The organism is Vibrio anguillarum, assembly GCF_003390515.1.
Lineage (GTDB): Bacteria > Pseudomonadota > Gammaproteobacteria > Enterobacterales > Vibrionaceae > Vibrio > Vibrio anguillarum.
The window spans coordinates 171,244-191,466 of sequence record NZ_CP031479.1; the positions used below are offsets into that span (position 1 = coordinate 171,244).

General features: G+C 46.9%; 22 protein-coding genes. 13 read left to right on the forward strand and 9 right to left on the reverse strand.

Annotation, left to right across the window (positions count from 1 at the left end; all coding sequences use genetic code 11):
* Positions 1–326: 326 nt before the first annotated feature.
* Positions 327–875, forward strand: a complete 549-nt coding sequence (locus DD616_RS04810; protein WP_013855523.1) for a gamma carbonic anhydrase family protein — start codon at positions 327–329, stop codon at positions 873–875.
* Here DD616_RS04810 and DD616_RS04815 read toward each other — a convergent pair whose 3' ends face one another.
* The 4 genes from DD616_RS04815 to tsaC form a co-directional block, all read right to left on the reverse strand.
* Entirely contained in the window at positions 876–1,142 is a 267-nt protein-coding gene (locus DD616_RS04815; protein ID WP_010319906.1) for a DUF1488 family protein, read from the reverse strand.
* Between the two features lie 2 nt (positions 1,143–1,144).
* Positions 1,145–1,975: a shikimate dehydrogenase gene (gene aroE, locus DD616_RS04820; protein WP_013855524.1), complete on the reverse strand. Its 831-nt coding sequence runs from the start codon at positions 1,973–1,975 to the stop codon at positions 1,145–1,147.
* A 64-nt stretch (positions 1,976–2,039) separates the two neighbouring features.
* Positions 2,040–2,954 carry an oxygen-dependent coproporphyrinogen oxidase gene (gene hemF, locus DD616_RS04825; protein ID WP_010319908.1) on the reverse strand — a complete coding sequence of 305 codons (915 nt, stop codon included), beginning with the start codon at positions 2,952–2,954 and terminating at the stop codon, positions 2,040–2,042.
* 20 nt (positions 2,955–2,974) lie between these two features.
* Positions 2,975–3,532: an L-threonylcarbamoyladenylate synthase type 1 TsaC gene (gene tsaC, locus DD616_RS04830; protein ID WP_017043689.1), complete on the reverse strand. Its 558-nt coding sequence runs from the start codon at positions 3,530–3,532 to the stop codon at positions 2,975–2,977.
* 200 nt (positions 3,533–3,732) lie between these two features.
* Between tsaC and purE the strand changes: the two genes are divergently transcribed.
* Together purE and DD616_RS04840 are read left to right on the forward strand one after the other, a co-directional pair.
* The gene (gene purE / locus DD616_RS04835) at positions 3,733–4,218 is read left to right on the forward strand and encodes a 5-(carboxyamino)imidazole ribonucleotide mutase (RefSeq protein ID WP_010319910.1); all 486 of its coding nucleotides are present in this window, start codon (positions 3,733–3,735) and stop codon (positions 4,216–4,218) included.
* Between the two features lie 4 nt (positions 4,219–4,222).
* On the forward strand, positions 4,223–5,362 hold the full coding sequence (locus DD616_RS04840) for a 5-(carboxyamino)imidazole ribonucleotide synthase (protein WP_047688091.1): 1,140 nt from the start codon (positions 4,223–4,225) through the stop codon (positions 5,360–5,362).
* Positions 5,363–5,434: 72 nt separating this feature from the next.
* Here the strand turns inward: DD616_RS04840 and DD616_RS04845 are convergent, their stop codons facing one another.
* The 4 genes from DD616_RS04845 to DD616_RS04860 are packed head-to-tail and all read right to left on the reverse strand — an operon-like array spanning position 5,435 to position 8,753.
* Positions 5,435–6,007, reverse strand: a complete 573-nt coding sequence (locus tag DD616_RS04845; protein WP_208872014.1) for a DNA topoisomerase family protein — start codon at positions 6,005–6,007, stop codon at positions 5,435–5,437.
* Between the two features lie 27 nt (positions 6,008–6,034).
* Positions 6,035–6,511: a DUF494 family protein gene (locus tag DD616_RS04850; protein ID WP_013855530.1), complete on the reverse strand. Its 477-nt coding sequence runs from the start codon at positions 6,509–6,511 to the stop codon at positions 6,035–6,037.
* Positions 6,512–6,513: 2 nt separating this feature from the next.
* Positions 6,514–7,623 (reverse strand): DNA-processing protein DprA, encoded by a 1,110-nt coding sequence (gene dprA, locus DD616_RS04855; RefSeq protein ID WP_208872015.1) that lies wholly within the window; start codon positions 7,621–7,623, stop codon positions 6,514–6,516.
* Entirely contained in the window at positions 7,623–8,753 is a 1,131-nt protein-coding gene (locus DD616_RS04860; RefSeq protein ID WP_013855533.1) for a LysM peptidoglycan-binding domain-containing protein, read from the reverse strand. Before DD616_RS04860 ends, dprA begins: the two co-directional genes overlap by 1 nt.
* 140 nt (positions 8,754–8,893) lie before the next feature.
* Here DD616_RS04860 and def point away from each other — a divergent pair, with 140 nt between their 5' ends.
* From def to DD616_RS04890, 6 genes are all read left to right on the forward strand, one after another.
* Positions 8,894–9,403, forward strand: a complete 510-nt coding sequence (gene def / locus DD616_RS04865) for a peptide deformylase (RefSeq protein WP_038148727.1) — start codon at positions 8,894–8,896, stop codon at positions 9,401–9,403.
* A 16-nt stretch (positions 9,404–9,419) separates the two neighbouring features.
* Positions 9,420–10,367: a methionyl-tRNA formyltransferase gene (gene fmt / locus DD616_RS04870; RefSeq protein WP_208872016.1), complete on the forward strand. Its 948-nt coding sequence runs from the start codon at positions 9,420–9,422 to the stop codon at positions 10,365–10,367.
* Between the two features lie 59 nt (positions 10,368–10,426).
* Positions 10,427–11,707 (forward strand): 16S rRNA (cytosine(967)-C(5))-methyltransferase RsmB, encoded by a 1,281-nt coding sequence (rsmB, locus tag DD616_RS04875; RefSeq protein WP_047688083.1) that lies wholly within the window; start codon positions 10,427–10,429, stop codon positions 11,705–11,707.
* 74 nt (positions 11,708–11,781) lie between these two features.
* Complete coding sequence (gene trkA / locus DD616_RS04880) at positions 11,782–13,158, forward strand: Trk system potassium transporter TrkA (protein WP_026027554.1); 1,377 nt, start codon at positions 11,782–11,784, stop codon at positions 13,156–13,158.
* Positions 13,159–13,170: 12 nt separating this feature from the next.
* Positions 13,171–14,616 (forward strand): TrkH family potassium uptake protein, encoded by a 1,446-nt coding sequence (locus DD616_RS04885; protein WP_017043680.1) that lies wholly within the window; start codon positions 13,171–13,173, stop codon positions 14,614–14,616.
* A gap of 1 nt (position 14,617) precedes the next feature.
* Positions 14,618–15,163 carry a DUF3157 family protein gene (locus DD616_RS04890; RefSeq protein ID WP_208872017.1) on the forward strand — a complete coding sequence of 182 codons (546 nt, stop codon included), beginning with the start codon at positions 14,618–14,620 and terminating at the stop codon, positions 15,161–15,163.
* On the opposite strand, the gene trhA is transcribed toward DD616_RS04890, so the two are convergent.
* Entirely contained in the window at positions 15,160–15,819 is a 660-nt protein-coding gene (trhA, locus tag DD616_RS04895; RefSeq protein ID WP_413251486.1) for a PAQR family membrane homeostasis protein TrhA, read from the reverse strand. The two genes, DD616_RS04890 and trhA, sit on opposite strands and share 4 nt — an antisense overlap.
* A 709-nt stretch (positions 15,820–16,528) precedes the next feature.
* Here trhA and DD616_RS04900 point away from each other — a divergent pair.
* The 4 genes from DD616_RS04900 to DD616_RS04915 all read left to right on the forward strand — a co-directional run bounded on the left by DD616_RS04900 (position 16,529) and on the right by DD616_RS04915 (position 20,146).
* Positions 16,529–16,795, forward strand: a complete 267-nt coding sequence (locus DD616_RS04900) for a YihD family protein (protein WP_029189868.1) — start codon at positions 16,529–16,531, stop codon at positions 16,793–16,795.
* Positions 16,796–17,064: 269 nt separating this feature from the next.
* Positions 17,065–18,483, forward strand: a complete 1,419-nt coding sequence (gene ccoG / locus DD616_RS04905) for a cytochrome c oxidase accessory protein CcoG (protein WP_017049619.1) — start codon at positions 17,065–17,067, stop codon at positions 18,481–18,483.
* Positions 18,484–18,529: 46 nt separating this feature from the next.
* On the forward strand, positions 18,530–19,516 hold the full coding sequence (locus DD616_RS04910; RefSeq protein ID WP_026028515.1) for a serine/threonine protein kinase: 987 nt from the start codon (positions 18,530–18,532) through the stop codon (positions 19,514–19,516).
* A 30-nt stretch (positions 19,517–19,546) separates the two neighbouring features.
* On the forward strand, positions 19,547–20,146 hold the full coding sequence (locus tag DD616_RS04915; protein WP_026028316.1) for a thiol:disulfide interchange protein DsbA/DsbL: 600 nt from the start codon (positions 19,547–19,549) through the stop codon (positions 20,144–20,146).
* Positions 20,147–20,223: the final 77 nt, after the last annotated feature.

The following is a 20,223-nucleotide window of genomic DNA, read 5'->3' on the forward strand; positions in this document are numbered from 1 at the left end:
TTAAAGAGCGTTCTTCTCTGGGTTGCCGAGGCTTCCTTTGAAGAGGCGGCCATTCTAGCGAGATAATGGAAAGTGTCAAACACTTTATTAAATTATTTCGTCTTACCGATTTGACCTACTGATTGGCTGCTGGTTGGGCTTGAACCCTTACTGGCTGTGCCGTGTCAGTGAGGCGGCATTATAGAGATCGCCGTCACGTTGGCAACCCCTTTTTGCTGTTTTTTTTGATTTTCTGTTCGTTGGGATAATTTTTATTCAAAAAGAGTTGTTTTGACGCTATTTCTGTTTAATTTATCTTATGGCGTCAGTTATTAAAGGAGACGAGCATGTCATCAATTCGTAGTTATAAAGGAATATCCCCACAAATCGGACAGCGCGTCTATATAGATAGTAGCTCGGTGTTGGTTGGCGATATTGTTTTAGGCGATGATTCCAGCATATGGCCATTGGTTGCAGCCAGAGGCGATGTAAACCATATTCACATTGGCCAACGTAGCAACATTCAAGATGGCAGCGTACTGCACGTGACTCATAAAAACACCGAAAACCCGGATGGTTTTCCACTTATTATTGGCGATGACGTCACAATTGGCCATAAAGTGATGCTGCATGGTTGCGTAATCCATGATCGAGTCTTAATTGGCATGGGAGCAATTGTGCTCGATGGCGTAGTCGTTGAGTCGGAGGTGATGGTTGGAGCTGGCAGTTTAGTGCCACCAAACAAGGTATTGGTTAGCGGCTATCTTTATGTAGGATCCCCAGTGAAACAGATCCGCCCGCTAACAGATAAAGAGCGAGCTTTTTTGCTTAAATCTTCCGACAACTATGTGCAGAACAAAAATGACTATCTTACGAGTGTCAAAGAAAGCCATTAACTAAGCTTTAATCTCTATTTGTCCATCTAAATTGAACGCTTCATCTTCAATCAAGCTTTCAGCAAGCTCTTCAAGGTCAAATCGCCATTGTTCAAAAACTTGAATAGCTTGCTCACCGTTAGTAATCATTTCACCAGACAGATGGCTCAGTACTGACTTGTGTACCGTACACTCGAGCAAAGCTCCCGCGTGTTGAGCAGGAAAAAGTACGCTTTGGCTTGCCGAGTGCCACGTTTGTCGGTCAGGAAATAAAATCGCTTGATTCATGATTAGCCTTCTAGATTTTTTCTCAGTTCTCTCAATATTTGTCGAGAACCCGGCCTGAGTCCGCGCCATAGCATAAAGCTCTCCGCAGCTTGCCCAACCAACATCCCCAAACCATCATAAGCATGAGCGCAATGATGACTTAATGCCCACTGATTGAATGTTGTTAATCCTTTGCCATACATCATGTCATAGGCAACACTGCTCTTACTGAAGATCGTCGGAGCGATATTTGGCAATTCACCATCTAAACTAGCCGAGGTCGAGTTAATGATGAGGTCAAAATGCTGATTAATCTCTTCCAGCGCGATTGCTTTTACCGCGCCAAAGGGACTAAAAAGCGTGGCGAGCTGCTCGGCTTTTGCAAAGGTGCGGTTGGTAATCACGATACTTGTAGGGTGCTGATCGAGTAAGGGCTTAATCACGCCGCGCGCCGCGCCGCCAGCACCAATCACTAAAATGGAAGCGTCTCGTAGTGGCACTTGGTACTGAAGCAGATCTTGAACCAGCCCTTCACCATCAGTGTTATCACCGATGATTTCGCCATCATCTAATTTTTTCAGTGTATTGACCGCGCCTGCAAGTTGAGCTCGCTCGGTTAATCGATCCGCAAACTGATACGCTTCTTCTTTAAAAGGCACGGTAATGTTGCACCCTCGGCCACCGGAGGCAAAAAAGGTTTCAGCCGCTTGTTTAAAGCCATCTAGAGCCGCGAGTTGAGCGGTATAGTGCATTTCCTGACTGGTTTGCCGTGCAAAAAGTGTGTGGATCATCGGCGACTTACTGTGCCCAATCGGATTACCAAATACTGCATATTGATCAATGTGCTGAGCCATATCCTTGCCTCTCGATAATTAACAGGGCCACCTCGGCGCCCCTATCATTGAAAATGTACCGCTGTCACCACTCCCTCGGCAGCAAGAAGGTGTTTAATTTCGCCTCTGCGCTGCCCTCTTCCGCTTGATAACGATATTGCCAACGAGCTAATGGCGGCATCGACATTAAAATCGATTCCGTTCGACCGCCACTTTGCAAACCAAACAATGTGCCGCGATCATACACTAAGTTGAACTCTACATAGCGACCACGGCGATAAAGTTGAAACTGGCGCTCTCTGTCACCGTACTCCATCGCTTGACGACGTTCAACAATCGGCAAATACGCAGCGGTGTATCCTTTACCGACAGCTTGCATATAAGCAAAACAGCGCTCAAATCCCCAAGCGTTTAAATCATCGAAAAATAGGCCACCAATACCGCGCGTTTCATTGCGATGAGGGAGGAAGAAATACTCATCGCACCACGATTTATGTTCGGCATACACTTTTTCACCAAAAGGAACACACAGTGCTTTCGCCGTGGCATGCCATGATTGAGCATCTTCTTCAAACGGATAGAAAGGCGTTAAGTCAAATCCTCCGCCAAACCACCAGATAGGATCTTCGCCTTCTTTTTCAGCGATGAAGAAACGAACATTGGCATGAGAAGTTGGAACATAGGGATTGTTTGGATGCATCACCAAAGAAACCCCCATCGCCTCAAAATGACGCCCAGCTAATTCAGGGCGATGCGCGGTCGCTGAAGCGGGCATTTGCTGCCCTTGCACATGTGAGAAATTCACGCCGCCTTGTTCAAAAACACGGCCTTCTTTCATCACTCGAGTTCGCCCACCGCCTCCCAAACGCTCACTCGGTTCGCGATGCCATGCATCTTCTTCAAACAGTGCTTGGCCATCCGCTTGTTCAAGTTGCTGGCAAATGGAATCTTGCAGCTCAAGCAAAAATTGTTTGACGGCTTGCTTATCAATGGTTGGCATCGCTTGCTTCCTTAGCAGGGTTAACCCTGTCTTAATACTTGTGAGGTTTTCGCGTCACGAATTTCACTGGGCTTATTTCGACCACCGGTTTGACCATCTAAAATCGCAACCAGTTGCTCACCCAGTTGCGATTCAACTTCTTCCGTTGTCAGGCAAGGTGCAAGACCACTTAAATTCGCACTGGTCGAGGTTAATGGTTTTCCAAACGCATTGCATAGCTTTTGCACTAAAGGATGATCTGTCACACGTACGGCTATTGAATCAAATTGCCCACTCACCCAAGTAGAGACTTTATCACTGGTCGGCATTATCCATGTCACAGGGCCAGGCCAGGTGGCATGTACTCGTGCAAGCTGCTCTGATGTCAACTGGCTCTCATCAATATAAGGAAGCAATTGTTCGTAAGAGGCCGCAATTAAAATCAACCCCTTTTCCACAGGACGCTGCTTGAGCGCTAAGAGCTTCTGAATGGCTTGCGGGTTATCTGGGTCACACCCAACCCCAAACACGCCTTCCGTTGGGTAGGCAATTACTTCACCGTCACGTAGAGCCTGCAAAGTGTGTTCAAAGTTATTCACAAAAACTGTCCATCGGTTTCTTTAATACAGTGCGGCTAAGTGTACAAACTTCGTTGAAAACTGGCTAAAGCTATTTGTTTATAAAATGTATCAATTGCACAATTAAGCTGACGCAAACGTTTTCCTAAGGAAAAAATACTCGTATAATGCGCGCAAATTATCCCGCTCACCCCATTTTTAGAAGTATTAAGGAGTTTGAGATGAAAGTCGGAATTATCATGGGTTCAAAATCCGATTGGCCCACAATGAAGCTAGCTGCTGACATGTTGGATCAATTTGGTGTGGCATACGAAACCAAAGTTGTCTCTGCTCACCGCACACCTCAACTTCTTGCCGATTACGCCACCAGCGCAAGAGAACGCGGCCTTAAAGTCATCATAGCTGGCGCAGGCGGAGCCGCACACCTGCCGGGCATGACGGCAGCGTTTACTAGCTTACCGGTACTTGGCGTTCCCGTTCAGTCAAAGGCACTCAAAGGGATGGACTCTTTACTCTCGATTGTGCAAATGCCAAAAGGGATTGCGGTGGGCACCTTAGCTATTGGAGAAGCAGGCGCGGCCAATGCTGGGTTGCTTGCCGCGCAAATCATCGGCACCAGTGATGAGGCCGTCATGGCAAAAGTGGAAGCATTTCGTTTAGCACAAACTGAAGCGGTGTTGAGCCACCCTAACCCTGCAGAGGATTGATACTATGCACGTTTTAGTCTTGGGCGCTGGGCAACTGGCACGCATGATGGCGCTGGCTGGCGCTCCTCTGAACATTCAAATCTCCGCTTTTGATGTGGGCAGCGGTAACATCGTCCATCCTTTGACATTACACATCACTGGTCATGGTTTAGACAATGCGATCAAACAAGCGGATGTCATTACCGCTGAATTTGAGCATATTCCCCATGAAATTCTCACCGTTTGTGAGCAAAGTGGTAAGTTTCTTCCTAGCGTCGAAGCCATTAAAGCCGGAGGCGATCGCCGTCTTGAAAAAGCGCTACTCGATGAAGCCAACGCAAAAAATGCCCAATACTTTGTGATTAATACTCGTGAAGATTTAGATACCGCGATAACCAGCGTCGGCCTGCCCATGGTTCTAAAAAGTGCACTGGGTGGCTATGACGGAAAGGGTCAATGGCGTTTAAAAGAAGCTTCACAAGCAGAGCTCATTTGGCCAGAAATGGAAGCCTGTATCCAAGTCACTCCGACTCAAGCGATAGTGGCAGAGCAGTTTGTCCCCTTTGATCGTGAAGTCTCGTTAGTCGGCGCGCGTGCCAAAGATGGCAGCATCGCGGTTTACCCGCTGGCAGAAAATGTGCACATTAACGGTGTACTGAGTTTATCAACAGCGATAGATGACCCAGCCTTGCAAGAGCAAGCACTGTCGATGTTTACCTCGGTTGCCGCTCGTCTCAATTATGTCGGTGTGCTAGCGCTCGAGTTTTTTGATGTGCAGGGAACATTGTTGGTGAATGAAATTGCACCACGAGTCCATAACTCTGGTCACTGGACACAGCAAGGCGCAGAAACCTGTCAATTTGAGAATCACCTTCGCGCAGTATGTGGCTTACCTTTAGGCAGCACGAAGTTACTTCGCCCAACCGCGATGATTAATATTTTGGGTGAGGACAATTTACCAGAAGCCGTGATGGCGATTGAAGGCTGCCACATTCATTGGTATGGCAAAGAGAAACGTGCTGGGCGCAAAATGGGCCATATTAATGTCAGTGCAGATTACAACGCGCAGTTGCAACGAACGCTCTGTCGCTTGGCTGAAGTACTTGATGCGACAACGTATCCAGCCTTGCACCATTTTGTTCAAGCGATCAAGCCGACGCTCTAAAACAAACCTAATTGACGATAAATACGGATAAAAAATGGCACGTTCAATGTGCCATTTTCATATGCCGTCACTTTACTCTGTGGCGGATTGAATATGACCACATTTTCGATCAGCACATTGCAGCTTAATACCACTGGCGAGTTTTTTCTCTATCAATAATCCGAACCCACATTTTTCGCATTTACCGGCAACAGGTTGCTGATTAACGGCAAACTTGCATTTAGGGTAATTATCGCAAGCATTAAAAGTTTTACCATGGCGCGTTTTTCGCTCCACTAAATGGCCTTTCAAACATTCAGGGCAAAGCTGTTTTGACTGAGAAACATTGTCTGCAGGGGAATCTGTATCTTGGATATGGTGGCAATGCGGATAATGGCTACACCCGATAAACATGCCATAACGACCTTGGCGTAACACTAATTCATGGCCACACTCTGGGCATGGCACACCCAACTCCTTAACGATATGACCATCATTTTGCTGCAGCGGTTTAATATAGTCACAATTGGGATAATGGTTACAGCCTAAAAACAGCCCATGCTTACCCTGGCGAAGCTGTAATTGGCCACCACATTGCGGACAAGGCTCATGCTGCAGCGCTTGTCCATGCGCAGAAAAAAGGGGGGACTCGGTTTTACGACTCATAATGCTCAACTAAACGAACGGCTGCAATCAATGCAAAATACCTTGATCTTTGGTGTATAGCAGCTCTTCCATAAGCGTGTAAGCATTTTCATTTCCCGGTACATTAAATAGCACCATCAAAATGATCCACTTTAAGTCATCCAATTCAAATTCATTGGTTTCTAAACCCATCACTCGATCAATCACCATTTCACGAATTTCAGGAGTTAATACTTTCACTTGTTCAAGGAACAATAAAAAACCTCGGCTTTCAAGATCCAGCCTGTCCATCTCTTGTGCTGTGTACATCCGCATCGAAGTCGCAGCACTGGTTGCCATCGCTGAATGAGCATCGGTTTGTTGCAATGCCGCAAGCTCTTCTAACCAATTCAGGGCCTTATAGATATCTTTCTGGTGAAAACCGGCTCGAAGCAATTCATCTTCAAGCTCATCTTGATCGACTTGCAAATCTACATCGCTATGGACGTAGGTTTCAAATAGATACATCAATATATCCATCATCATAGCTAACCCTTCCCCTTACGAATATAGCCGCCAGAAACGGCAACAACATGACCTGAAAGCTCAAGTTCTAAAAGCTGCATCATGACTTCATGGACAGGTATATGGGTCCTGCTCGCAAGAATATCAACAGGCGTAGCCTCTACTCCTACGTTAGCTAACAGTTCAGCAAATGGCAATTGCTGATCGCTCTGTACAGAAAATAAATCAGGTTGAGGCTGCTTTTGGCGCAATGACCAGTCTACTAAGGTGCCAATTTCAGATAATACTTGTTCACTGTTTTGCACCAAGCACGCCCCACAACGAATAAGTTGATTACTACCGTGGCAATTTGGGTTAGCAATGGAGCCCGGAATAACAAACACATCTCGCCCTTGCTCAGCCGCATAGCGCGCCGTGATCAACGAGCCACTTTTCTCCGCCGCCTCCACCACTAAAACACCAACCGCTAACCCACTGATAATGCGATTTCGCCGCGGAAAGTTATCTGGCCTTGGTTTGGCTTTGGGACGAAATTCCGAGACTAATGCTCCGCTTTCCATCACCCGTTGCGCTAATTTTTTATGTCGCGCTGGGTAAATAGATTCAAGGCCCGAACCGAGCACGGCTATCGTCTCACCACCCGCTTGCAACGCACCGTCATGAGCATGTCCATCAATACCTAATGCCAAACCACTGGTAACAAGCAAGCCCTGTTGCACAAATTCTCGCGCAAACTGATGAGCAACTCGTTGGCCATCAGGGCTCGCATTACGACTGCCGACGATCGCTATTTGCGGATCAGAGAGTGCTGTTATTCGTCCTTTGACAAATAAAACCGGAGGTGCGGTAGCAATTTCTTTTAGTAAAGAAGGATAACCATCGCAAAATGGAGTAAGGATATGATGAGACTCATTAGCTTGCTGCCAACTTAGGCACTCTTCAACTTCTTGAGGGGCCGTCTCGCGCAGATAACGGATTTGATCTTGAACTAGACCCAACGCGGCTAACTCCCGCTCGGAATAGTCAATTAAATGAGCAAGAGAAGCGACGCTAGCAAGACGAGAAAGTTTCTTGCCACCCAATTTTGGCACAAAGCTGAATGCTAGCCACGCCGCTAATTCGTTCTGCTCCATCAGCTTGCGGTATCATCCTTAACCACCGAGTCCGTATCGGCTTGTTCATTTGGCTCGATTGTTAGCTCTGGTTTGAGCGGCGAAACCGCGATTACACTTTTACCAATCGGCACGAGGCTATCGGTAATCAAAGCCAAACTAAAATGTTCATAAGGTCGAATGACCATCAAACTGCCCACCAAGCTGCTTGGTAATTGCAGGGTTTCATCAAGGTTCTGTTGGTGCTGTCCTTTCTTTCCAGACACTTTAGAACCGGCTTGAATCAAATCAAACATCGTCCCTTGACGCAGTTGATCTGCAAGGCCTTTATCGATCACAACTACCTGATTCTGCGCCGAATACTCACTACCCTCCAACGATCCGAGGATATGCGTTTCAGCTTGTAGTCGCGATGGCGATGGGAAAAAAGTGGTTGAAAGCGTTAAGGTTTCGACGCCCACTTCAGGTAGGGCAATATCATTGACTCTTATCTCTTGTTGCTGTGCGGTGATGGTTAGCCCGCTAAAAGCCTCATCGGCGGAGACCAATTCACCAGAAGCAATCAAACGCAAAGCAACCATAGTTTTATTTTTCGCGGCAGCATCATGACGAGAAAACTCAGCGATTTCACGATAAATACCCCATTTGGGATGAGTCTGTTGCCCGCTTATGTAGAGCGTATCTTGCGCCGTCAGGTATTGTTTACCGTCGCTGGCACCGAGCACACGCTGGCTTTCTTGTAATGTTTGCTTATCCAGTAAGCGATCCGTATACAGATACGGCAACACTAATCCCTCTTGCACCGTCGGAACCGCTTTTTTCTCAAGCACACGCACTTTCGGACTCAACTTGACCATAGGTTTTAAACTCAACACCGGCTGTCCGTTACGCCAGACTAAGGTCAGCTTATCGCCGGGATAAATCAAATGCGGGTTATCGATCTCTGGGTTAATTTGCCATAAACGTGGCCACAACCACGGGTTATCAAGATAGAGCGCAGAAATATCCCACAAGGTATCTCCTTTGACGACCGTGTATGTCTGCGGGGCATTTGCTTTGACGGTGAGCGCCATATCCTCCGCCGCCAACGCATTAACGACCAATGACAACGGTAAAAAAACACACACTAAATAACGAATAAATCGTGACATGACCTCTGTTCCTTGGCCGAAATAAGTAAGGATGAATCAGATTATTAACATTTGGATGCTGTCATTTGGGTCATAAAATGTCTAGAATTGAGCCAACAAGCTTTAAGCTGTTTCGGCACAGTTCAATATTTCGAGTGTATATGTCTGTATTACAAGTATTAACATTCCCAGATGATCGTCTTCGTACCGTTGCAAAACCGGTAGAGAAAGTAACACCTGAGATCCAAAAAATCGTCGATGACATGATTGAGACTATGTACGACGAGGACGGTATCGGCCTTGCCGCAACGCAAGTCGATATTCACCAACGCATCGTTGTGATCGATATTTCAGAGAGTCGCGACCAGCCAATGGTTCTGATTAACCCTGAAATTTTAGAGAAACGCGGTGAAGATGGCATTGAAGAAGGCTGTCTGTCGGTCCCGGGCTCACGCGCCCTTGTTCCTCGCGCAGCAGAAGTCACAGTCAAAGCGTTAGATCGTGATGGCAACGAATTCTCATTTGAAGCGGATGACCTTTTAGCCATTTGTGTTCAACACGAGCTTGATCACTTACAAGGCAAACTGTTTGTGGATTACCTTTCGCCATTAAAGCGTAAGCGTATTAGAGATAAGCTAGAGAAAATCAAACGCTATAACGAAAAAAACTAACTTAAGTGAGGTTACCTTGAGCCAATCATTACGCATTGTGTTTGCAGGTACTCCGGACTTCGCCGCCCGTCATTTGGCGGCGTTGTTGTCTTCGGAGCATAAGGTTATCGCGGTGTACACTAAACCAGATAGCCCGGCAGGGCGCGGTAAAAAACTGACCGCCAGCCCAGTGAAACAGATGGCCGTTGAGCACAATATTGCTGTGTATCAACCAGAGAACTTTAAGAGCGACGAAGCCAAGCAAGCGCTCGCCGATCTCAACGCGGATTTAATGGTAGTAGTCGCCTACGGATTACTGCTACCAAAGGCCGTACTTGATATGCCAAGGCTTGGCTGTATTAACGTACACGGTTCCATTCTGCCACGGTGGCGTGGTGCCGCACCGATCCAACGCTCGATCTGGGCGGGAGACAGTGAAACGGGTGTAACCATCATGCAAATGGATGTCGGCCTAGATACGGGCGATATGCTCAAAATTGCTAAGCTGCCGATTGAGACAACAGACACCAGCGCTTCTATGTATGACAAACTGGCCGAGTTAGGCCCACAAGCGTTGGTAGAATGCATCGCCGATATCGCCAGTGGCAAAGCGATTGCCACTCAACAAGATGATACATTGGCTAACTACGCACAAAAACTTAGCAAAGAAGAAGCCAAAATCGATTGGTCAGCGGATGCTGCTTTTATTGAACGCTGCGTGCGTGCTTTTAATCCATGGCCAATGAGCCATTTTGATGTGGCTGAGAACAGCATTAAAGTGTGGCAAAGTCGCGTTGAAGCACAAACCAGCGACCACCCTGCAGGCACGATTGTTCAAGCCGATAAATCGGGTATTTATGTGGCAACCGGCAACGGCTTACTGGTGCTTGAGCAGTTGCAAGTGCCGGGCAAAAAAGCGATGTCAGTGCAAGACATTCTCAATTCGCGCGCAAGCTGGTTTGAAGTCGGCACACAGCTTAGCTAAACCTTAACGAGGGCAGAGATGCCCTCATTGATTTTCATTTATTTAAAATCGGTACTTCTATGAATGTTCGCGCAGCTGCGGCTAACGTGTTGTTTCAAGTGGTTGATAAAGGCCACTCACTTTCTCACGCACTTCCTGCGGCGCAAAAAACCATCCGCCCAAGAGACCACGCTCTGTTGCAAGAGATCTGCTATGGGGCTTTGCGTTATTTGCCTCGTTTGGAATCAATTGCCAATGAGCTAATGGACAACCCACTGAAAGGGAAAAAGCGGGTTTTTCACCATCTTATTTTAGTTGGTATCTACCAATTGAGCTTTATGCGCATTCCCGCTCACGCCGCAGTAGCCGAGACGGTTGAAGGCACCAAAACATTGCGCGGTGAAAATTTAGGTGGGCTAATCAACGCCGTATTGCGCAGCTACTTGCGCGATCAAGAAGCACTGGACGCTATCGCCGTTAGCCACAACGCAGGCAAATATGGCCACCCAAGTTGGCTACTTAAACTGTTACAACAAGCGTACCCAGAACAGTGGGAAACGGTTGTGCAAGCCAACAATCAAAAAGCGCCAATGTGGTTGCGCGTCAACCGTCAGCACCACACTCGTGATGAATATCTTGCACTATTAGCTAGCGAAAATATCGAGTGCAGCGTGCACTCTCACGCCGCCGACGCAATAAAACTCGCTGCACCTTGCGATGTAACGCTTTTACCCGGTTTTGACCGTGGTTGGGTATCGGTGCAAGATGCCGCTGCGCAGCTAGCGATTGACTACCTTCAACCTAAAGCAGGCGAGCTGATTTTAGATTGCTGCGCCGCCCCAGGGGGTAAAACCGCGCACATCCTGGAACACACACACGATACTGAAGTGGTTGCGATTGACAGCGATGCAACCCGCCTTGAACGCGTCTATGACAACTTAGAACGCCTGCAACTTCGCGCTGATGTGATCTGCGGTGATGCTCGTTATCCTGAAGAATGGTGGCATGGCGAACAATTTGACCGAATTTTATTAGATGCACCTTGCTCTGCCACTGGGGTTATTCGCCGTCATCCAGACATCAAATGGCTACGTCGTGGTAGCGATATTGAGGCATTGGCTCAATTACAAAGCGAAATACTGGACGCAATGTGGAAGCAATTAAAAGTCGGTGGCACTATGGTTTACGCAACCTGCTCGATCACTCCACAAGAAAACAGCTTGCAGGTCAAAGCCTTCTTAGAACGAACTCATAACGCTCAATTAGTGGGTTCCGATCGTGAGCAGCCGGGGCGTCAGATACTCCCCGGAGAAGAAGATATGGACGGTTTTTACTACGCAGTATTAACCAAACAAGCGTAAATTCGACGCACATTGGCAGCATTATTGCTGCCTTTTCAGTGGCCGATATTCGGCAGGTAGAAAGAGAACAGAGTATGAAAATCATTATTCTTGGTGCAGGTCAGGTCGGTGGCACACTGGCCGAAAACTTGGTCGGCGAGAACAATGACATCACCATTGTCGACAAAAATAGTGACCGCTTGCGCGAGCTGCAAGACAAGTACGATTTGCGGGTGATTCATGGCCACGCCAGCCACCCTGATGTACTGCGTGAAGCGGGCGCACAGGACGCGGACATGCTGGTTGCGGTCACTAATACCGACGAAACCAACATGGCGGCATGCCAGGTGGCGTTCTCTTTGTTTAATACGCCCAACCGAATTGCGCGTATTCGTTCTCCTGAATATCTGCTTGAAAAAGAGACTTTGTTTCAGTCAGGCGCGATCCCGGTGGATCACCTCATCGCTCCTGAAGAGCTAGTGACGAGCTATATTGAACGGTTGATCCAATACCCCGGCGCACTGCAAGTAGTGAGTTTTGCCGAAGAGAAAGTGAGCCTAGTGGCTGTGAAAGCTTACTACGGCGGGCCATTGGTGGGTAATGCTCTTTCAGCGCTACGTGAACACATGCCGCACATTGATACCCGCGTCGCGGCAATTTTCCGCCAAGGTCGGCCGATTCGCCCGCAAGGCACCACCATTATTGAAGCTGACGATGAAGTGTTCTTCGTGGCCGCCAGTAATCATATTCGCTCGGTCATGAGTGAGTTACAGCGGCTGGAAAAAACCTATCGTCGTATCATGATTGTTGGCGGGGGTAACATTGGGGCAAGCTTAGCCAAACGTTTAGAGCACAGCTACAGCGTTAAACTGATTGAGCGTAATTACCCACGTGCAGAGCAGTTATCGGAAGAGTTAGAAAACACCATAGTATTTTGTGGTGATGCGGCGGACCAAGAGCTGCTAGCCGAAGAGAACATCGACCAAGTTGATGTATTTATTGCGCTCACCAACGAAGATGAAACCAACATCATGTCCGCCATGCTCGCCAAGCGTATGGGTGCGAAAAAAGTGATGGTGCTTATCCAGCGTGGCGCGTATGTCGACCTCGTACAAGGCGGCGTGATTGATGTCGCGATTTCACCCCAACAAGCCACCATTTCCGCACTGCTGACTCACGTACGTCGTGCCGATATCGTTAACGTCTCTTCGCTACGCCGTGGCGCGGCAGAAGCGATTGAAGCAATTGCACATGGCGACCAAAACACCTCTAAAGTGGTGGGACGCGCAGTGGGTGATATTAAACTGCCACCGGGCACAACCATTGGCGCGATTGTGCGTGGTGAAGAAGTGTTAATCGCCCATGACCGCACTATTATCGAGCAAGATGATCACGTGGTGATGTTCTTAGTGGATAAAAAATACGTGCCCGATGTGGAAGCCTTGTTCCAACCTAGCCCATTTTTCCTATAGGTCATTGGCGTCATGCTGAATTTACGCCCCATTTCATTCGTTATAGGACTCGTGCTGTCTAAGCTCGCCCTATTTATGTATGTGCCGACACTGGTCGCTTTTTTTACCGGTACGGGTGGCTTCCTTGATTTTGCTCAAGCGGTCATCATCACTCATATTGTCGCCTTTATCTGCTTAAGCTTGGGGCGTACCGCACACTTTAAGCTCAGCGTGCGCGATATGTTTCTCATCACCAGCTTAGTGTGGACGGTTGCCAGCGCTTTCGCGGCGCTCCCTTTCGTCTTTATCAACCACATCAGCTTTACCGACGCCTATTTTGAAACCATGTCAGGGTTAACCACTACAGGTTCAACCGTGCTCAGTGGCCTTGATAATATGCCGCCCAGCATCTTGTTGTGGCGTTCTATTCTGCAATGGCTTGGTGGGGTTGGGTTTATCGTAATGGCGGTAGCGGTATTACCAATGCTCAATGTGGGTGGGATGAAATTGTTCCAAACCGAATCGTCTGATTGGTCCGATAAAAGTAGCCCACGCGCCAAAACTGTCGCGAAAAATATTGTGCTGGTCTATTTGGTACTGACCTTACTGTGCTTGATTGGCTATATCCTCACTGGCATGACGCTTTTTGAAGCGATCAACCACTCATTCACCACCTTGTCGACTGGTGGATATTCCACCTCCGACGGTTCGATGAACCACTTCTCAAACGGTGCACATTGGGTAGCAACGCTGTTTATGTTTTTGGGGGGCTTGCCCTTTCTACTGTTTGTCGCTGCGGCCCGAAAACAAAATATCAAAGTGATCATAAAAGACGCACAAGTTCGCGGATTTGCTTATCTTTTCCTAATTGCCAGTCTCATCATTGCGTTGTGGCTGAATCTCAAACTAGGCTACTACTGGTTGGACGCCCTGCGAGTGGCGATGTTTAATATCGTTTCAGTGGTCACGACTACTGGTTTTGGTTTGGAAGATTTCACCGCCTGGGGCGCACTGCCAAGCACACTGTTTATCTTCTTAATGGCAGCAGGAGCTTGTTCCGGCTCAACCTCTGGTGGGATTAAAGTGTTCCGCTTCCAAATTGCGATGACGCTGCTCAATAAACAAATTATGAAGTTGGTCCATCCATCAGGCATCTTCGTACAGCGCTATAATCATCGTCCAGTTAATGATGATATTGTCCGCTCAGTCGTCGCTTTTGGTTTGACCTTTTTTATCACTGTCATTGCTATCGCAGGCGCGCTCAGTGCTATGGGCCTTGACCCTGTCACCAGCATTTCAGGTTCCATCACAGCAGTGGCCAACGTTGGTCCCGGAATGGGCTCGGTGATTGGTCCAACGGGCAACTTCGCACCACTGCCTGACGCAGCAAAGTGGGTTCTGAGCTTAGGGATGTTGATGGGGCGTTTAGAAATTTTGACGATTATCGTTCTGTTTTTCCCTGCATTTTGGCGACGTTAAGATGAAGACAATACCTGTGATAATGATACTGTTAAGCATGACAGCAAGCGCCGTATCTTGCGCGCAAGTTCTGACCTTAGAAGATGGCCGCCAGGTGAAACTCAATGATGATTTCACATGGCAATATGTTGAACCGCAATCAATGTCGCCGGAAACCGTCATTCACGCGGCCCCTATTGCTCAAAAAGCCCGAGCAACCACCTTTGAGATGGAGAGTGGAAAACCGATTTTACAACTGTCAGATTCTGGAGTGGAAGTGGTACTCGGCGCGGCTTACTACCAAGGAGATACACTCGTTATCCCAACAGCCATCACCAATCAAAGCTCGCAATCTGTCATTGCGGTAGTGCTCAGCATCATTCTTTATAACGAGCAAGGTCAACCACTGCTCACTCAGCAGTTACCCATTTGGCAATCCATTAAACGGATGGCTGATAGCTATTTACGCCCACAAACTCAAGCGCAAGGAAAGCCGATTACCCTTCAGGTTGATCGCCAGCAAGGCTATCAAATTTCGGCCAACATTGAGCGGGTCGAAATGCGTTAAGCACTTACTGGGTGAACAAAAAGGTAAACCGCAAAAAAGTGACAAGCACTGCCACCTAGCACGAATAAATGCCAAATCGCATGGTTATAGGGAATGCGTTTCGCTACATAAAAAATCACCCCGAGCGAATAGACCAAACCACCAACAGCAAGTAGCACCAAACCACCGACCTCGATATTGATGGCCAGTTGGTAGATCACAACCAAGGATAACCACCCCATCGCCAAATAAGTCACCAGTGAGAACTTTTTAAAACGGTAGACAAAGGCAATTTTCATGATGATACCGAGCAGCGCCAGCAGCCAGATCACCACCATAAGACCTATCGCCAAAGGAGTGCGAAGGCTAACCAACAAAAAGGGGGTGTAACTTCCGGCAATCAGTAGATAAATGGCACAGTGGTCGAACGTTTTTAGCCAGCGTTTGGCTTTCGGTGTCGCAACGGAGTGATACAGCGTTGAAGCAAGGAATAACGCTATCATGCTGCCACCATAGAGACTCATGCTGATATAAGTCAATGCATCGGCCTGCGCACTTGTTGCCTTGATCAGCAGCAAGACTAAACCAACAAAACTAAGCAATAGCCCCAAACCATGACTCAGTGCATTCGCCCGTTCTTCACCAGCACCATAGCCGTCATTGTCAACAGCAGACATAAACACCATACCAAAAGCAACAAAATGTGGGCTTAGTATTGCACACCTCAGCTTACAGTTGTAAGCCTAAATACAAATTTCGTAACGAAACGGGTATCAAGGAGAGCGATAAATCGCGAGTTTTTTGTAAACGACATAGGTACCTCCTATTTAACAAAACGCGATGTAATGCCGATCAGATGACAAACTCAACCAAGCATCTCACACAATTTTAAGCTTTATTTACAAGAATATTCATCTCAACAATCGTTCAACTATCGATCAATTCAAAACTTGGTGCTAATCTAACTACGATATGAAAGCATATCGTTATTCCTGAATCATTATTTGGATTGGCGAGAGCCAGAAGAGCCACCCTTCAATTATGAAGCTCAACTCATGGTGATTCAGGCCATTAGATTGGCAATGGATGTGCCTGACCGTTAGGTTAATGAATGCGCCCAACAGCTGTCAGGTTTTCGCACACAAACCGTAGTGCAATGCGTCGTCGTAGTGGTTTTGCTGCTGCTCCGACTGCAAAAAAAGTCGCTCCAGCAATGACTTTAGTTGAAAAAAATGCCCTTACTGCATCGAGCACAACTAATGTTGTTCAGGCAGCATAATTAAAAAGCGCAGCTAAACCCTGCGCTTTTTCTTTGCGCTCAATTGGACTTCAATCCGCAATTTGATACCTTTACTCAAAATACTTATAAAAATTGGGGAAAAGAGAATGCAATGTCATCGAATTGAAGAGCTAATTGAACTACTTGCGCCTGAATGGCAAAAAGATCAGCAGCTCAACTTAATGCAATTCATCACCAAACTGGCTCAAGAAGCGGGTTATAAAGGACCTTTAGAAGCACTCACGGATGATGTATTGATCTACCATCTAAAAATGCGCAACAGCGCCAAAGACGAAATGATTCCTGGCCTGAAGAAAGATCAGGAAGATGATTTTAAAACAGCCATTTTACGCGCGCGTGGCATCATAAAATGATGTAGCCCCTGTGATAATGATCAAGATAGCGGCCTTATTAGGTCGCTTTTTTATTATTAGCGATAAGCCTCACGAGTTGAGGCTTTATTGTTAAAGGTTGATAGTGTTAAAGAAATAAAATTGTTATTGGCGTTATACTTGCCGCTTAATAAGTAAAGATTGAACAATGATAATTTCTCATCTTGGTATTGCACCCAAAGAGAAAACAGCAATGTCGCAGAGTGTGAACTAAAAGAAATCACACCTTACAGCCCAACAAGGATCATTTCATGAGTCAGGACAAAATCGATATAAAGGATGTGACTCCTAAAATATTCAACCCCAAAACTCACAAAGGCAACGGTGACCGTTTTAACCCCAGCAACCGTATTTATGTGCGCGAAAGTAAAGGTACTTATCAACAACTCCGCCGCTATGGTGGCTGGTTTTTACTGCTGCTTTTTACTTTAGTACCGTGGATCTCTTATGGTGATCGCCAAGCGATTTTGCTCGATATCGGCCATCAGCAATTTAACTTTTTCGGCACCACACTTTACCCACAAGACCTAACTCTACTGGCCCTGTTGTTTATGATTGCGGCATTCGGCCTGTTTTTTATTACCACTTTTCTTGGCCGTATCTGGTGTGGCTATCTGTGCCCGCAAACTGTGTGGACATTTATCTACATTTGGTTTGAAGAAAAACTCGAAGGCGCCGCCAATAAACGCCGCAAGCAGGACTCAGGAAAACTCACAGCTAATCTTGCTATAAGAAAAGCCATCAAACACATTGCTTGGCTGGCGATTGCACTCGGTACTGGTTTTACTTTTGTCGGCTATTTCGTCCCGGTACGCGAACTCGTGGTGAACTTTTTCACACTCGATGAAAGCTTCTGGCCCGTCTTCTGGGTACTCTTTTTCACCCTTTGTACTTACGGAAATGCAGGCTGGATGCGTTCGATCGTCTGCATCCATATGTGTCCTTATGCTCGCTTTCAGTCTGCGATGTTTGATAAAGATACCTTTATTGTTGGCTATGACAGCAAACGCGGTGAAACTCGCGGGCCACGCGCTCGTAAAGCCGATCACAAAGCACTCGGTTTAGGTGACTGCATTGATTGTGATTTGTGCGTACAAGTGTGTCCGACTGGCATCGATATTCGTGATGGCTTGCAGTACGAATGCATTAACTGCGGCGCTTGTATTGATGCGTGCGATACCACGATGGAACGTATGGGCTATGAAAAAGGGCTCATCAGCTATACCACGGAGCACCGCCTCTCCGGCCACCACACCAAAATACTCAGGCCTAAATTGCTCGGTTATGGCACGGTACTGCTGGTGATGTTTGGCTTATTCATCGCTCAAGTGGCCAGCGTTGATCCGGTCGGCTTAAGTGTATTGCGTGATAGAAACCAGCTATTTAAAACCAACAGCAATGGTGAAATTGAGAACACTTACACCTTGAAAGTCATCAACAAAACTCAGCAAACGCAAGAGTATAAGCTTGACGTGAAAGGGCTATCGGACGTCTCTTGGTATGGTAAACAAACCATCCAAGTCAAACCAGGAGAGGTATTGAACCTACCAACCAGCCTTGGCGTCGCTCCTGACAAACTCAGCTCTCCTATAGCGACGATTCAGTTTATACTCACGGACAGTAACCAATTCACGATAGAAGTTGAGAGCCGGTTTATTAATAAACTCTAACTTCGTAACGAATGGAAAAGGGCTCAGTAATGGGCCCTTTTTAATCATGACCAAAGCTTCTTTCCATTTTGATGCACTCACCCCTGATACCATGTGGTATGCCTTAGAAAGCATCGGCATTCGTGCTGAATCAGGATTTCTGGCACTCAACAGTTACGAAAACCGCGTTTATCAATTCATCGATGAAGAACGCCAACGCTATGTGGTGAAATTCTATCGACCTCAGCGCTGGAGTGTTGAGCAAATTCAAGAGGAGCACGATTTCACACGCGAGCTGTACGCGGCGGAAATTCCGATTGCTGAGCCATTACTCATCAACGGTGCAACCTTACATCACTATCAGGGCTATCATTTCGCGCTGTTTAACAGTGTGGGTGGGCGGCAGTTTGAAGTGGACAATATGGACCAATTAGAAGGCGTGGGCCGATTTCTTGGACGCATTCATCACATCAGTGCCACTCGTACATTTGTTCATCGCCCGACCATCAGCTTAGATGAGTATCTTTATCAACCCAAACAGCTATTGGAAAATGCGTCCTTTATACCTCAGCACTTGCAAAATACCTTTTTCAGTGACTTATCGTTATTGATCAACAAAATTGAACAGCAATGGCCAGCAAAATCCGCGGCCATCCGCTTGCATGGTGATTGCCATCCAGGCAATATTTTGTGGCGAGATGGGCCTATGTTTGTCGATTTAGACGATGCTCGCAATGGACCAGCAGTACAGGATTTGTGGATGCTACTCAATGGCGAATTGCAAGATAAGCGAATGCAGTTGGACATTATCTTAGAGTCGTATCAAGAGTTTCACGATTTTAATCCAGCCGAATTGAAACTAATTGAACCGTTACGCGGTCTACGAATGGTGCATTACATGGCATGGTTGGCCAAACGATGGCAGGACCCTGCTTTTCCACTCGCCTTCCCTTGGTTTAATGACCCTAAATATTGGGAAAGCCAAGTGCTTGCGTTTAAAGAACAAATAGCAGCATTAGACGAGCCTACACTCTCACTAATGCCACAATGGTAAGTCACCTTGAAGCAATAAATGGAGTATACAATGAAGAAGCTTTTTGCACTGGTTGCAACCTTACTGCTGAGCTTATCGGCTCATGCAGCCCAATTTAAAGAAGGTGAGCATTACAAAGTGCTTGATCTTGAACCCTCTAAAAATCCAACCGTGACGGAGTTTTTCTCCTTTTACTGCCCACACTGCAATACCTTTGAGCCGATCATCGCCCAACTGAAAAAGCAGCTCCCACAAGGGGTTACCCTGCAGAAAAACCATGTTTCTTTTATGGGTGGCTCTATGGGTAAATCAATGAGTAAAGCTTACGCCACCATGCTTGCCCTCAAAGTTGAAGACAAAATGGTGCCCGTGATGTTTAACCGCATCCACACGATGCGTAAACCACCAAGAGATGATGCGGATCTACGCCAAATCTTCCTAGACGAAGGTATTGATGCAGCAAAATTTGATGCCGCCTTTAATGGTTTTGCCGTCGATTCAATGGTGCGCCGCTTTGATAAACAGTTCCAAGAAAGCGGCCTTTCAGGTGTGCCTGCTGTCGTGGTTAACAATCATTATTTGGTGCAGGGACAAGGTGTTAAATCGACCAATGAATACTTCGAACTGGTCAATTACCTACTGACCAAGTAATCATTCCCAAATGAGGAGCACAACGGCTCCTCATTTTTACTTAATCAAGTTCAACCTTGCAGCGCTTTCTCATACAA